This is a genomic window from Dryocola sp. LX212 (genome assembly GCA_041504365.1).
Classification (GTDB): domain Bacteria; phylum Pseudomonadota; class Gammaproteobacteria; order Enterobacterales; family Enterobacteriaceae; genus Dryocola.
Genome location: CP167917.1, coordinates 74,154 through 88,402, shown reverse-complemented (window position 1 = coordinate 88,402; position 14,249 = coordinate 74,154). Strand labels below are relative to the sequence as shown.

Here is a 14,249-nt window from a genome sequence, read left to right as displayed (position 1 = left end):
TTCGCCGTCGGCCTTTGCAATAAACGGTTATAAGGAACTGCCACTATGTACATTGGAATCGACCTTGGTACCTCGGGCGTAAAAGCGATTCTGCTCAGCGAGCACGGCGAAGTGCTGGCATCCCGCACGGAGCCTTTGAGCGTCTCACGGCCGCATCCTCTGTGGTCCGAACAGGATCCTGAGTCCTGGTGGCAGGCAACTGATCGGGCAATGAAAGCGCTCGGCGAACAGCATCCTTTGCAGGGCGTAAAAGCCATGGGCCTTGCCGGACAGATGCACGGCGCCACGCTGCTGGACAGCAAACAGCAGGTGTTACGCCCCGCAATTTTATGGAACGACGGCCGCAGCGGCGAAGAGTGCGCGCTGCTTGAAGCCAACGTCGAAGGCTCCCGCGAGATTACCGGCAACCTGATGATGCCTGGCTTCACCGCGCCAAAACTGCTGTGGGTGGAACGTCACGAGCCGGAGATTTTCTCGCAAATTAGTAAGGTCCTGCTGCCGAAGGATTATCTGCGCCTGCGTATGACGGGCGAGTTCGCAAGCGACCTGTCCGACGCGGCGGGCACAATGTGGCTGGACGTGGCAAAGCGTGACTGGAGTGACACGATGCTCGATGCCTGCCGCCTGAGCCGCCAGCATATGCCACAGCTTTTCGAAGGCAGCGAAATCGCCGGCGTATTAAAAGCAGACGTTGCCAGGGCCTGGAAGATGCCGGCCGTACCGGTAGTGGCGGGCGGCGGCGATAATGCGGCGGGTGCTGTCGGCGTGGGCATGGTCGATGCGGGCCAGGCCATGCTGTCGCTGGGGACTTCTGGCGTTTACTTTGCGGTCAGTGACGGCTTCCGCAGCAAACCGGAAAGCGCGGTCCACAGTTTCTGCCACGCCTTGCCAAACCGCTGGCACTTAATGTCGGTCATGCTCAGTGCGGCCTCCTGCCTGGACTGGGCTGCCAGATTAACCGGACTGGGCAGCGTACCCGCTTTGCTTGCAGCGGCGGAACAGGCCAGTGAAGATGCTGGCGTGGTGTGGTTCCTGCCTTACCTCTCCGGGGAACGCACCCCGCACAATAACCCGCAGGCGAAGGGCGTGTTCTTTGGCCTGAGCCATCAGCACGGCCCGGCGGAGTTGGCCCGCGCAGTGCTTGAGGGCGTGGGCTACGCGCTGGCAGACGGTATGGACGTGGTGCACTCCTGCGGAATTACGCCCAAAAGCGTAACGCTTATCGGCGGCGGCGCACGCAGCCCTTACTGGCGGCAAATGCTGGCGGATATCAGCGGGCAAACGCTGGATTACCGCACCGGCGGCGACGTCGGCCCGGCGCTTGGCGCGGCGCGGCTGGCACAAATAGCGATGTCACCGGGGCAGCCTCTGCAATCGTTGCTGCCTCAGCTTCCCCTTGAGCAGCAGCATCAGCCGGATATGGCGCGTCACCAGAAATATGCCGGGCGTCGCCAGGTGTTTAACCAGATTTATCAGCAACTTCTGCCGCTGATGTCCTGAGTTATTTTTTAGCGGTGGATGGCGCTTGCGCTTATCCACCCGTTTGTAACTCGGATAAGCGCAGCGTTATCCGACATGAATCCGACAAATACACGTCCCAAACCACCCTTATCCTGTCCGTTTTTGGTATTAGCAGCAGCCACCTCCCTTGCCACAATGGCGTTATACCTACCGATGAGGAGTCCGAAAATGTCCCGTTCCGCTTTGATCAACATTGATACCCAGCAGTCCTTTTTTCATCGCGACTACTGGCATGAAGAGGACGTTCCCGACTTTCAGCAGGCGATAACCCAGCTGATTGCGGGCTGCCAGGACCTGGGCGTGCCGGTGGTGGATATCTTTCACGTTGATGACCAGGGGCCTTTCTCACTGACTTCTGGCCACGTTCAGGCAATGCCCTTTTTACGCCATTCGGCAGACGTGACTTTCCACAAGCACGTGCATAACGCCTTCACCGATACCGGCCTGGACCTCTGGCTGCGCACAAGGGATATCAATCACCTGATCATCTGCGGCATTCGCACCGAGCAGTGCTGCGAAACCACCACCCGTGTTGCGTCAGATCTTGGCTATCGGGTTTCTTTTGTCAGCGAGGCGATGCTCACCTTTCCGATGCGCTGGAAAGGGGTTACGCTGGATGCCGCGACCCTGCGCCACCGCACCGAAACGGTGCTGGCGGGGCGCTTTGCCGAAGTTCAAACTGTTGCCGAGTGCCTGGAGTCTTTATCGTGAGTGTTGGGGTCTGGTTCGTGGTGCTGCCCGGTGTTTTATCGCTGGATCTGACCGGCCCGGCAGAGACGCTGGTGCTGGCGGGGGATGCGTTTCACCTGCGCTTCATTGGCCCGGACCCGCAGGTCGCCACCTCTATCGGCCTTAACTTCGGCGGCATTGAACCGCTGCCGGAGAGCCTGCCCCCCGGCAGCCTGCTGGTGTTACCGGGCGTCAGCGATTCGAATCATTTCTTCGATACTCCACAGGCGGAAACGGTGCGCCGCTGGCTCACCCGCCTGCAGCCGCAGATCCACAGCCAGCAGATCAACCTGATGTGCGTCTGCTCCGGGTCGCTGCTCGCCGCCAGGGCCGGGCTGCTCACCGGCATACAGTGCACCACCCATCATGACGTGCTGGCAAGACTGCGCGCTGCAGCGCCTGCCGCTCAGATTAAGGACAACCGGATTTTCATTGAGGACAGGGGCATCTGGACGAGCGCCGGGATCACCTCCGGCATCGACCTGTCGCTGCATCTGATTAACCGTTACTGTGGGCCAAAAGCCGCGCTCGACGTCGCCCGCGAGATGGTGGTCTGGTTCCGCCGTTCAGGCGATGACCCGCAGCTGTCACCGTGGCTGCGCTACCGTAACCATATTCATCCGGCGGTGCATCGCGCTCAGGATTTGCTGTCGGCCTCGCCGGAGACAGCCTGGGATGTGGAGGAGATTGCCGGGCGGGTTCACGTCAGTTCGCGACATTTATCGCGGCTTTTCCAGCAGCATCTGGGAATATCGGTGCGGGACTATCTGGAACAGCTGCGGCTGGCGGTTGCCGAACAGCGTTTGTTACAGGGACAGCGTCTGGAGCAGGCGGCGGTGGCGGCAGGGTTTTCTTCCCCCCGCCAGCTGCACCGTGCCCGCGCGCGCAACATCGTTTAGCTCACCAGCCTTCTCGTGTCGATACGCTGTAAGCCCATAGACAGCAGCAGGCTGCCCGCGAGCGTGGCCCCGAAGATCCACAGAATATCCAGCACCGGCCAGGCCGTAACCTGGTAGCCGTGGGTGCGCAGGAAGTGGATGATCAGCGCGTGGAAGCCGTATATCCCCAGCGAATAGCGTGATATCAGCGCGAGTCCGGGCACGGCTCCGGCATTGAGACAGTTTTTAACCACCACGAACAGGCTGACCGCCGCGATAAACACCAGCGGGCCGCAGTAGACGTAGAAGGTGTCGGCGAAATTGCCGTTTATTTCCAGCTGCTTATGTGTCCCCAGTGAAATGGACACCACGCACAGCGCGAATAATCCCGCTGCCAGCCCGCTAATCCAACTCTTCTGTGTGTCGAGCATGCCGACCGCCCGCCCCAGCAGGCCGTAGAGCACGTAATAAAACGTATCGCCGCGAATATAGAGATTAATGGGCAGCCATTTCACGTTGCCAAGCGTCTGCGGCACCGTGTTCGGGTTGGCGATAACGCCCAATAAAACCATCAGCCCCAGCACCACCATCGCGCTGGTCTTTTTCACCTGGATTAGCGGTGAAAGCAGGTAAATAACGATTATCGCGAAGAAGAACCACAGGTGGTAGAAGACCGGTTTCTGGAACAGGTAGCGTAGCGAAAGCCCGACGCTGATCGGCGTGAAGAGCTTTATGTAGATGAGCGCAATCACGCTGTAAAACAGCAGGCACAGGCCAATACGCACAAAGTGTCGCCGCTGCGCGCTGCGCTCACCGAAAAACAGGTAGCCGGAAATCATAAAGAACAGCGGCACGCTGACGCGCGAGGCGGAGTTCAGCACGTTCGATAAATCCCAACTAAATGGAGTGACCACGTTCGCATTAGTGATGTACCAGGTCGTGGTATGAATCATCACCACCATCATGCAGGCGATGCCGCGAAGATTATCAATCCAGTTAATTTTTTGCTGCATTCGTTCCTCTGTACCATCATTAAATGGTTTTTTCTGAGTTTTGTCTCGCTGCCTTGCCAACTGCTGGCCAGGTTTGCAGAATGCAAGCTGGCAATAAATAGTCAATAACAACAATAATTTTAACGTACTGATAGTGAATGATAATGCCTGAAAATAAAAATAGCTGCCGTGCAGCTGCTCTCATGGTGCTGCTGCTCAGCGCCTGTAGCACGAAAGAAAGCCATCAATATGCTCAGAAAGCCCATCAGCCCGTTGCGCAAAGCAGCGCGATGGTGGAAACCTGCAGGCAGGAAGCAGCGTACCGCTATAACACCCGCGAGCAGCGGATCAGCCTGCGGAATATCAGGCAGTATCAGGGAAGTTATGAGATAAAAGGCAGTACCGTCCGTCAGGAAGGTTTCACCTGCTCCTTTGACCAAAGTGGTCAATTCTTACACCTTTCGACGGCGTAAAGCCGCAACCGTTGGCAAACAGCCCCGATTTGCGCGCGTATTCAGGCTGTATATCTTGCGGTCAACGGGTATACTGGCCGCTTCACTTTAAACCCACTCGAACGCGTGCGAAATCAACATGCAAAAGTTTGATACCAAGACCTTTCAAGGCCTGATCCTGACCTTACAGGATTACTGGGCCCGCCAGGGCTGCACCATTGTTCAACCTTTGGACATGGAAGTCGGCGCCGGCACCTCTCACCCAATGACCTGCCTGCGGGCTTTAGGTCCGGAGCCGATGGCGACTGCTTATGTGCAGCCATCACGTCGTCCAACCGACGGCCGCTACGGTGAGAACCCGAACCGCTTACAGCACTATTATCAGTTCCAGGTGGTGATTAAGCCGTCTCCGGACAATATTCAGGAGCTGTACCTCGGTTCTCTTAAAGAGCTGGGTATGGACCCAACCATCCATGATATTCGCTTTGTTGAAGACAACTGGGAAAACCCGACGCTGGGTGCCTGGGGTCTGGGCTGGGAAGTGTGGCTCAACGGCATGGAAGTGACGCAGTTCACCTACTTCCAGCAGGTTGGCGGCCTGGAGTGTAAGCCGGTGACCGGTGAAATCACCTACGGCTTAGAGCGTCTGGCGATGTACATTCAGGGCGTAGACAGCGTGTACGATCTGGTGTGGAGCGACGGCCCGCTGGGTAAAACCACATACGGCGACGTGTTCCACCAGAACGAAGTTGAGCAATCAACCTATAACTTCGAACACGCCGACGTGGATTTCCTGTTCTCCTGCTTCGAGCAGTATGAGAAAGAAGCCCAGCACCTGCTGGCGCTGGAAAACCCGCTGCCGCTGCCTGCTTACGAACGCATTCTGAAAGCCGCTCACAGCTTTAACCTGCTGGATGCGCGTAAAGCCATCTCGGTAACCGAGCGTCAGCGCTACATTCTGCGTATTCGTACGCTGACCAAAGCCGTGGCCGAAGCCTACTACGCTTCCCGTGAAGCGCTTGGCTTCCCGATGTGCAATAAGAAGCTAAATTTAGAAAACGAATAAGAGGCTGCCATGTCTGAAAAAACTTTTCTGGTGGAGATCGGCACTGAAGAGCTGCCACCAAAAGCCTTGCGCAGCCTGGCGGAATCCTTTGCTGCGAACGTAACGGCGGAGCTGGATGCGGCTAACATCGCCCACGGCGAAGTGAAATGGTTTGCGGCTCCGCGTCGCCTGGCGCTGAAAATCGCTAACCTGGCTGCTTCCCAGCCGGATCGCGAAGTTGAAAAGCGTGGCCCGGCCATTTCCGCTGCGTTTGATGCCGAAGGCAAGCCGAGCAAGGCCGCTGAAGGCTGGGCTCGCGGCTGCGGCATCACCGTCGATCAGGCCGAGCGTCTGGCAACGGACAAAGGCGAATGGCTGATGTACCGCGCGCACGTCAAAGGTGAAAGCGCTCAGGCGCTGCTGCCGACAATGATTACCACCGCGCTGAGCAAGCTGCCCATTCCAAAACTGATGCGCTGGGGTGATAAAAACACCCAGTTCGTGCGTCCTGTTCACACCGTGACCCTGCTGCTGGGCGAAGAAGTTATCCCAACCACCATCCTCGGCATCGCATCCGATCGCGTAATTCGCGGCCACCGCTTTATGGGCGAGCCTGAATTCACCATCGATAACGCTGACCAGTATCCGCAGATCCTGCTGGAGCGCGGCAAAGTCATCGCCGACTACGAACAGCGTAAAGCGGTCATTAAACAAGGCGCTGAAGAAGCGGCACGTAAAATCGGCGGCAATGCCGATCTGAGCGAAAGCCTGCTGGAAGAAGTGACCTCGCTGGTCGAGTGGCCCGTTGTACTGACGGCAAAATTCGAAGAGAAATTCCTCGCCGTGCCTGCGGAAGCGCTGGTTCACACCATGAAGGGTGACCAGAAGTACTTCCCGGTATACGCCAACGACGGCAAGCTGCTGCCAAACTTCATCTTCGTGGCCAACATCGAGTCGAAAGACCCGGTGCAAATTATCTCTGGTAACGAGAAGGTTGTGCGACCACGTCTGGCGGATGCGGAATTCTTCTTTAACTCCGACCGTAAAAAGCGTCTGGAAGACAATCTGCCACGTCTGGAAACCGTTCTGTTCCAGAAAGAACTCGGTACGCTGCGCGACAAGACCAACCGCATCGAAGCCCTTTCTGGCTGGATTGCCGGACAGATTGGCGCAGACGTTAACCACGCAACCCGCGCGGGCCTGCTGTCCAAGTGCGACCTGATGACCAACATGGTCTTCGAGTTCACCGACACCCAGGGCGTGATGGGCATGCACTATGCGCGCCACGACGGCGAAGCCGAAGACGTAGCCGTTGCGCTGAACGAACAGTATCAGCCGCGTTTCGCGGGTGACGAGCTGCCGTCAAACCTGGTTGCCTGCGCCGTGGCTATCGCCGATAAGATGGATACCCTGGCGGGTATCTTCGGCATCGGCCAGCACCCGAAAGGCGACAAAGACCCGTTTGCTCTGCGTCGTGCCGCCCTCGGGGTGCTGCGTATCATCGTTGAGAAGAACCTGCCGCTGGATCTGCAGACCCTCACCGAAGAGGCCGTGCGCCTGTACGGCAGCAAACTGACCAACGAGAAGGTGGTGGATGAGGTTATCGACTTTATGCTGGGCCGTTTCCGCGCCTGGTATCAGGAAGAAGGCCACAGCGTAGACACCATCCAGGCCGTGCTGGCCCGTCGTCCAACCAAGCCAGCAGATTTCGATGCCCGCATGAAGGCCGTCTCCCACTTCCGTACCCTGGAAGCGGCTGCGGCCCTGGCAGCCGCCAACAAGCGTGTATCCAATATTCTCGCGAAGTCTGACGAGCAGCTTAACGACACGGTTCACGCCTCCGTGCTGAAAGAAGCCGAAGAGATCCGCCTGGCAACCAATCTGGTCGTACTGCGCGATAAGCTGCAGCCGTTCTTCACGGAAGGCCGTTACCAGGAAGCCCTGGAAGAGTTAGCTAATCTGCGCGAGCCGGTAGATGAGTTCTTCGACAAGGTCATGGTTAATGCAGAAGATAAAGACCTGCGTATCAACCGCCTGACGCTGCTTTCCAAACTGCGTGAGCTGTTCCTGCAGGTAGCCGATATTTCCCTGCTGCAATAAGCAAGCCTTAGAAAAAAAACCGGTCCAGTACCGGGTTAATGAGATGGTCACCCCACCCTGTGAGCGGTACGCTGACAGGGTGTTTTATTTTCTTCGCTCCAGCCTCAATAAAAGGGGTCTGATGCTTAGTAAAATGAAAACTCATGTTAAGGGATTTTGGTAATGCGATTACAAAAGACTACGCGCCAACAATAGGATCTCAAGAAGATGCTTTCGCTGATTATTTCAAAAACAATAATCTTTGATAATCGGGATTAACCTTCCGGACATGCTCTTCATCTCCTCCTGGATATATAATAACCATCCCGTACCCTCGTTTTTTATCAGCCTCAATTGACACGCTTTTTTGGGCATGAAACATTGGAGCTATTGTTATAAATTCCGTATTTTTGAGTTGATAACGTCGACTCCACTTTTCGGAGTCCGTATCCCCACCAAAAAGTTTCAGCGTAGTCTTGTTAAGCATGTGACTAATATATGTCATAGGGAAAAAGTCTGTCTTAAGTTCCAGTCTCTCCCCGCTGAATGCTTTAGCCTGCCCAGTTCCGTAACCGTCACTGAGGCCGTAATCCCCGAAATCGAATATATAACTGGTATCGATAACCTCTTTTCCCTTCACCAGAGGAATATCGTCCGCAACTCTGAAGCTCACCATCAGCGAGTTCAGCTGCCACTGGCACGGGCCGCCGCCATCTACTGCAACCCGTAAACGCCGGATATTGTCGCCATCTGGCACGCCAAATGGCCGCTCAGTATCGTTATACCCCGGTATATCATGCGGTTCATTGCTTGAGTTATAGCGGACAGATTTGCACTGCGCCGAACGGTACAACAGCTCGGCAGGCTGCAGTCTAATACCCTCAGGGACACGGAAAGTGACGTCCACCCACTTTGCACCCTTCGGAGGAGAAAGTGTCTTGTCAGGACGGTTATCACACCCGGAAAGCAGCGTCACAGCGAATGCAATAAAGGTGGTTTTACTGAGAGAGTTCAACTTCTTCCTCCGTTACCGCCGCAAAGCGCAGCAGGGCATTTTTCCCGGTTTCCTTTGCCTGTGTCAGCCTCAGCGCGACCGCCAGCATGTCCTGAAGGGCCAGAAACTCGCGGTTACGTTCAACCTCTTCCGGGTTACTGTTGGCCGCGCCTTTCTCAACCTCCTCCCGGAACATAACCCGCATCTCTTTCCTGTTCAGATCCCTGCCGGGATCGGCCAGCTCCAGCACCTGATTGTGAATATAGGGCAGGTACCGGTGTGCCATTGAATGGCTGCGGGGATCGGTCCCGATGCCGTTCAGCGTCGGGTTAGTATTCTGCGGAAAGGTCTTTGCCAGACTGGCCGGATTAAGACACTGGATAAACGCCGCCTGATGCTCACCGGTGGATTTCAGACACTCCTCATTCAGGGACGGCACCACGTACAGCTTGGTGGCCACAAAATGCCGGGCGTAGGCATGCCCGTCGACCAGGCTTTTCTGGTACGGGCTGACTGCCCGCATCGCGCACTGCTGCGCCCGGAAAAATACCACCGTACTGCCGTGATGCCAGTACGGATCTTTTTTCTCCGCAAGCCCTGTCGACTGGAACGTCAGATCCCTTACCGCCACACTGAGTCCGGCTGCTGTTGTCAGTGACCAGTCAAATCCCAGCTTGTCGCCCAGCGGCCCCCATTTCTCGTAGAACACATTATCGAGATCGGCAGCCGGCGGGATCTGCGTGATCGTGTCATTGTCATTGACGTGCCTGTAATGCGTGATGCTACCCAGAGACGTGATCGCCGCGCAGGTGAAGGTCCGAGGCATCCCGTAGGTATACAGCACGGGGTTAAAGGTTTTCATTTCGGCGGAATAAAGCAATGCCAGCGCCCCGCCCAAACTGTGGCCGCAGACAAATAGTTTTTTCGCGCCGCCACTTTCTTCCAAAGATTTATTAACTGCATCCAGCTTATCCCCAAATTTCCACTTTGCCAGCTGATAGGCTTCCAGAAAACCGCCGTGAACGCTTCCCGCCCCGGCCAGCTCCGGCAGGCACCGCTTCGGAGCAAAGGACAAATCAGTCAGGACATTCAGCAGACTATCTGTTCCGCACCAGGCGACCAGCACGTGAGAGGCACATTCCACCGCAAAAAGGCGGGTATCACCTTCTCCCGTGTCCCCCTCCCCGGTGTTCATGTAGACAGGTGGCCGGTAGCGGTCGCGGAACGGCACGTCCTCTGCCAGCGTGTGAAAATAATTCGGGTATTCCGCAAGTTGCGGGAGGCAGGACAGATCCTGACACTTTTGCCGGAAAAAATAATCGATGGTCGGATTATTCGCCTCGGCGGCATACACCAGATCGGCCATGATGCCGAGGTTCAGCGCGTTTGCCAGGTCATAGTCCTTCGTGTCGTGCAGGGGCAGCACCCACGCCCGGAACGGACAGATTTCTATAACGTGCCGCTGCTCCAGCGCATCCCGGGTGATTTCCGTCCCTTTCAGCGCCTTTCCCGGCGGAAAATGAAACACCGGCGGTTCAGGTGAGTCCCATTCAGGCATATCAGGCAGCCGATCGCACAGCTCCCCGATAGTCACATAGTGATGCCGGTAACCGGCGGCTTCCGCCTTCTCCTGCACGTCCGTGCGCCAGTTTTTGTCCCGCGTCTCCCGGCGAAAGGCGTTTCCGCTCACCGGCTGGCTGTTCGGGTTACGCCGTATGCCCAGCGGACGCTGCTCCATGATGTCGGCCAGCTGCTGCCCGTCCGTTTTTACGTCTACCGCTATCCAGTACAGGTCGTCGAACCGCACCAGTCCCTGGCTGTCGGTGACGCCAGCGGCGGCGTGGGGTCAAACCGGGTGTGGCCGCCCCTGGCCCACAGCGCCAGCTCCGCCGCCGTGGCCAGCGGATGGTATTCCAGCTGAACCTTCAGGTCGGATACCGGATTGTTGTCCTCGTCTACAAACTGCAGCTCCAGCCAGTGTTTCAGCTGTTTACCACAGGCGACTTCTTTGTATTTCATTTTGTGACTCAGAGAGGTCACGGTGGTGTTGTCTGCCGCGGCGGTCATGCGCTCAAATCCCTCTGTTTGCTATGGTTAATTACCTATAGTAACCAGATGGCATCATTTAACCAAAATTTAAGGGTGACTACCTGATGCTCTAAGCGGACTTCCCGTCCTCAAGAATTTTATACACGGTGGAACGGGCAATGCCGAGCTATCGCCGTGGCCCCCGTTCCACCGTGATGAAGCACCAACACGTTGTTTCTGTCGATAGTGCGCCTGCGGCCAAACTGGATGCCTTTCAGCTTCGCTTCCTGCCGACCTTCATTGGTCCGTTCCAAAATTCTACTTCGCTCAGCCTGAGCGACAGCGGACAGAATAGTGACCACCATTTTGCCCATATCTCCATCGTTCCACTGAGCGTCAGACAGCTAAAAGAGCCAACGAGTTTTCGTTGGCTCTTTAGATTGCTGACATGGTCGGCCTATTTCTTATTGCTGTTTATTCTCAACCTTCGGTAAATTTTTTCGAATGTCTTTGACCTGATCGGCGGTGACCGACGGCGCATTGTTTCCCCAGCCGCTGCGCACGAAAGTCAGCAGATTCGCCATCTGTTTGTCGTCCAGACGCCATGCGAAATCAGGCATTGCCAGACCCGTTGTCGCGTCTTTGGTGACCGGCGTAGTGCCGCCACGCAGCACTATGCTTATCAGCGAAGACGGATCGTCACTCAGCACCGCGGAGTTATGCGCCAGCGCAGGGTAGGTTTTGGCATAGCCCTGGCCGTCGATACGGTGGCAGGCGGCGCAGTTATCCATATATTCCTGCGCACCGGGCCTGCTCATATCCCCTTTCGTCAGGGTAGCTGCAGTCTCGGTGTCTGCCTTCGGCGCGACGGCTTTCGGATCCGATGACTTAAGCGACTTGAGATAAACCGCTATCGCTTTAAGATCCCCTTCGCTCAGATGCTGGGTGCTGTCCACCACCACGTCGCTCATCGACCCAAAGGCCGCGCTGTTGTCGGTATGCCCGGTTTTCAGAAACTGAACGATCTCCTGTTCGGACCACTTGCCCAACCCTTCCCGGGCGTTGCCGGTCAGATCCGGCGCGTGCCAGTCCTCCAGCGTGCCGCTCGTCAGCCAGGCGTCATCACGCTGATCGAGCGCTTTTTCCTGGAAGCCGATACCGCGAGGGGTGTGGCAGGAGCCGCAGTGCCCCAGCCCCTGCACCAGATAAGCCCCGCGGTTCCACTGTTCGCTCTGTCCCTTGTCGGGCTGGAATACGTTGTCATCGTGAAACACCCTATTCCACATCGACAGCGGCCAGCGCATGCTCAGCGGCCAGGGGATATCCGTGTCTTTATTCGCCTGGTTTACCGGCTTCACCTGATGCATGAAATAGTCATACAGCGAATGCATATCCACATCGGAAATTTTAGAGAAAGAGGTGTAAGGCATTGCCGGATAGAGATTATGGCCGTCTTTTGCCACGCCGCCGCGCACCGCTTTCACAAAATCATCGTAGCTGTATTCGCCGATGCCGGTCTGTTTGTCCGGGGTGATATTCGTCGAGTAAACGGCCCCTACCGGGGTAGACATTTTCAGTCCGCCAGCAAAAGGTTTCCCGCCGGCCGCCGTGTGGCAGGCGATACAGTCCCCGGCCGCCGCCAGCTCTTGCCCACTGGTTGTCGGTTCGCTGTGCACCGCGGCGCTGCAAAACGTGGCAAGCGCAAGCAGGGAGAGCCGTGTTTTCCATTGAAGTTTCATCTGCATCCTCCCTGTCAGGCCTGAACCAGCGGTCCAGGATTAGCTAAATACTGCGTGCGAATCGCGTTAGCGGCAAACAGCGCGGTGGCACCAACAATCCCCGTTGGGTTGTAGGCCAGGTTTTGCGGGAAGCAGCAGGCGCCCAGAACAAATACGTTCGGCACGTCCCAGCTCTGCAAATATTTGTTCACCACGCTGGTTTTTGGGTTATCGCCCATCACCGCACCGCCGGTAGTGTGCGTGGACTGATAAGGCCGGACGTCGTAGTGCGCGTCCTTGCCCATAAAGCCCATCCTGTAGTGAGGCGGATTTATTTGTTTAACTATCTCTTCCGCTTTGGTGCCGGTGAAATGGGTCATTTTCAGCTCGTTCGGCTGCCAGTCGAAGGTCATGCGCAGCAGAGGCTGACCGTGCAGGTCTTGATAAGTAGGATCGAGGTCAAGGTAGCACTGCTTGTACGGCATGACGGAGCCAGAAGCGCCCACGCTCATGGTGTGCAGGTAACTGTCCTTGATAGCTTTTTTCCATCCGGAACCCCATTGCGGCGCCTCTTTCGGGATATTCATCTGCTGAATCGGGCGTCCGCCCGTCGTGGTCGCGGAAATGGTTGAGCCGCCGATAAAGCCAGGCTGCGAATGATCGAAGTTTTCCGCGTTGAACTCGTCGATAAACATGCCAGTGGTGCCGGTGGCAGCAAACGGGTTGAAGTAGGTCTCTTTATCGAAATAGAGCGAGATACCGCCGTTCATCTGGTAGGCATAGTTGCGCCCCACCACGCCTTCACCGCTGACCGGATTGTAAGGCTTCCCGATTTTAGACAGCAGCAGCAGGCGCACGTTATGAAGCTGGAAGGCGCTCAGCACGACCAGGCCTGCAGGTTGTTCGACTTCCTGCCCGTTGGCGTCGATATAGGTCACGCCAGTGGCTTTGGTGCCCGTGGAGTCGGTGTTAACGCGCAGTACATGCGACTGCGTGCGCAACTCGAAATTATCGTGTCGCTTAAGAGCGGGAATGACACAGGACTGCGGTGACGCTTTAGAAGCGTTAAAGCAGCCAAAGCGTTCGCAGAAACCGCAGTAATTACACACCCCCAGCTGCACGCCGTAAGGGTTGGTCCAGGGTTCGCTACAGTTAGCGGCAGGCACCGGAAACGGGTGATAACCCAGCTCTTTCGCCGCCTTGCTAAACAGCATACCGGCATATTGCTGCTTCAGCGCTTTGGTGGGATAGGGATTTTGCCGCTCGGCTTCAAAGGGATTTCCCCCCTCAAGCTTTTTGCCCTGTACGTTGCCCGCCTGGCCCGCGGTACCGCAGATTTTCTCGAACTTATCGAAGTAAGGCTCCATCTCTTCGTAGCTGAACGGATAATCCTGTACCGTCATGTCCGCCGGAATAAAGTCCGCGCCGTATTTTTCGATTACCGTGCTGCGCATTTTGAGATCGGCCTCCAGCGGACGCCATAGCATGCCGTTCCAGTGCACGCCAGCACCGCCCACGCCGTTGCCGGGCAGGAACGAGCCAAAGCGACGATACGGCAGCGCGGTTTGCGACTGGGTATGACGAACGGTGACCGTCTCTTTGGAGGCGTCCTGGAACAGCTTCAGGCGGATGCCGTAGGTCAGCTCATCGGCTATACGAGGATAGGCAAAATCAGGGTAAGTATCGCGGGCTTCGCCGCGCTCCAGCGCAAGGATTTTCAGGCCGGTGTCGGCAAGCTCCATCGCCATCAGCGATCCGGTCCAGCCGAAACCAACGATCACAACATCAACGGGGTCTTTTTTAATCGCCACGG

Annotated in this window: 12 protein-coding genes and 1 pseudogene; 6 read left to right on the top strand and 7 right to left on the bottom strand. The window is 56.6% G+C overall.

Going from position 1 to position 14,249, the window contains the following annotated elements; all coding sequences use genetic code 11:
- Positions 1-45 precede the first annotated feature (45 nt).
- The 3 genes from xylB to ACA108_00460 all read left to right on the top strand — a co-directional run bounded on the left by xylB (position 46) and on the right by ACA108_00460 (position 3,149).
- Positions 46-1,500, top strand: a complete 1,455-nt coding sequence (gene xylB, locus ACA108_00470) for a xylulokinase (protein XEX96056.1) — start codon at positions 46-48, stop codon at positions 1,498-1,500.
- Between the two features lie 189 nt (positions 1,501-1,689).
- Complete coding sequence (locus tag ACA108_00465; GenBank protein ID XEX96055.1) at positions 1,690-2,232, top strand: isochorismatase family protein; 543 nt, start codon at positions 1,690-1,692, stop codon at positions 2,230-2,232.
- A complete protein-coding gene (locus ACA108_00460) occupies positions 2,229-3,149 on the top strand; it encodes a GlxA family transcriptional regulator (protein XEX96054.1) in 921 nt (306 codons plus the stop codon). Before ACA108_00465 ends, ACA108_00460 begins: the two co-directional genes overlap by 4 nt.
- Here the strand turns inward: ACA108_00460 and ACA108_00455 are convergent.
- Complete coding sequence (locus ACA108_00455; GenBank protein ID XEX96053.1) at positions 3,146-4,141, bottom strand: acyltransferase; 996 nt, start codon at positions 4,139-4,141, stop codon at positions 3,146-3,148. The two genes, ACA108_00460 and ACA108_00455, sit on opposite strands and share 4 nt — an antisense overlap.
- A 137-nt stretch (positions 4,142-4,278) precedes the next feature.
- Between ACA108_00455 and ACA108_00450 the strand changes: the two genes are divergently transcribed.
- The 3 genes from ACA108_00450 (at position 4,279) to glyS (ending at position 7,717) form a co-directional block, all read left to right on the top strand.
- Complete coding sequence (locus tag ACA108_00450; protein XEX96052.1) at positions 4,279-4,593, top strand: YsaB family lipoprotein; 315 nt, start codon at positions 4,279-4,281, stop codon at positions 4,591-4,593.
- A 118-nt stretch (positions 4,594-4,711) separates the two neighbouring features.
- Complete coding sequence (gene glyQ, locus ACA108_00445) at positions 4,712-5,638, top strand: glycine--tRNA ligase subunit alpha (GenBank protein XEX96051.1); 927 nt, start codon at positions 4,712-4,714, stop codon at positions 5,636-5,638.
- A 9-nt stretch (positions 5,639-5,647) separates the two neighbouring features.
- On the top strand, positions 5,648-7,717 hold the full coding sequence (glyS, locus tag ACA108_00440; GenBank protein XEX96050.1) for a glycine--tRNA ligase subunit beta: 2,070 nt from the start codon (positions 5,648-5,650) through the stop codon (positions 7,715-7,717).
- Positions 7,718-7,937: 220 nt separating this feature from the next.
- On the opposite strand, the gene ACA108_00435 is transcribed toward glyS, so the two are convergent.
- From ACA108_00435 to ACA108_00410, 6 genes and pseudogenes are all read right to left on the bottom strand, one after another.
- Entirely contained in the window at positions 7,938-8,711 is a 774-nt protein-coding gene (locus ACA108_00435; GenBank protein XEX96049.1) for a hypothetical protein, read from the bottom strand.
- A complete protein-coding gene (locus tag ACA108_00430; protein XEX96048.1) occupies positions 8,695-10,497 on the bottom strand; it encodes a lipase family protein in 1,803 nt (600 codons plus the stop codon). The genes ACA108_00435 and ACA108_00430 overlap by 17 nt, the downstream gene beginning before the upstream one ends.
- The gene (locus tag ACA108_00425) at positions 10,470-10,757 is read right to left on the bottom strand and encodes a hypothetical protein (protein XEX96047.1); all 288 of its coding nucleotides are present in this window, start codon (positions 10,755-10,757) and stop codon (positions 10,470-10,472) included. Before ACA108_00425 ends, ACA108_00430 begins: the two co-directional genes overlap by 28 nt.
- Before the next feature lie 91 nt (positions 10,758-10,848).
- Positions 10,849-11,107: pseudogene (locus ACA108_00420) on the bottom strand (recombinase family protein).
- 75 nt (positions 11,108-11,182) lie between these two features.
- Positions 11,183-12,457: a cytochrome c gene (locus ACA108_00415; GenBank protein ID XEX96046.1), complete on the bottom strand. Its 1,275-nt coding sequence runs from the start codon at positions 12,455-12,457 to the stop codon at positions 11,183-11,185.
- Between the two features lie 14 nt (positions 12,458-12,471).
- Positions 12,472-14,247 carry a GMC family oxidoreductase gene (locus tag ACA108_00410; protein ID XEX96045.1) on the bottom strand — a complete coding sequence of 592 codons (1,776 nt, stop codon included), beginning with the start codon at positions 14,245-14,247 and terminating at the stop codon, positions 12,472-12,474.
- Between the last annotated feature and the right edge of the window lie 2 nt (positions 14,248-14,249).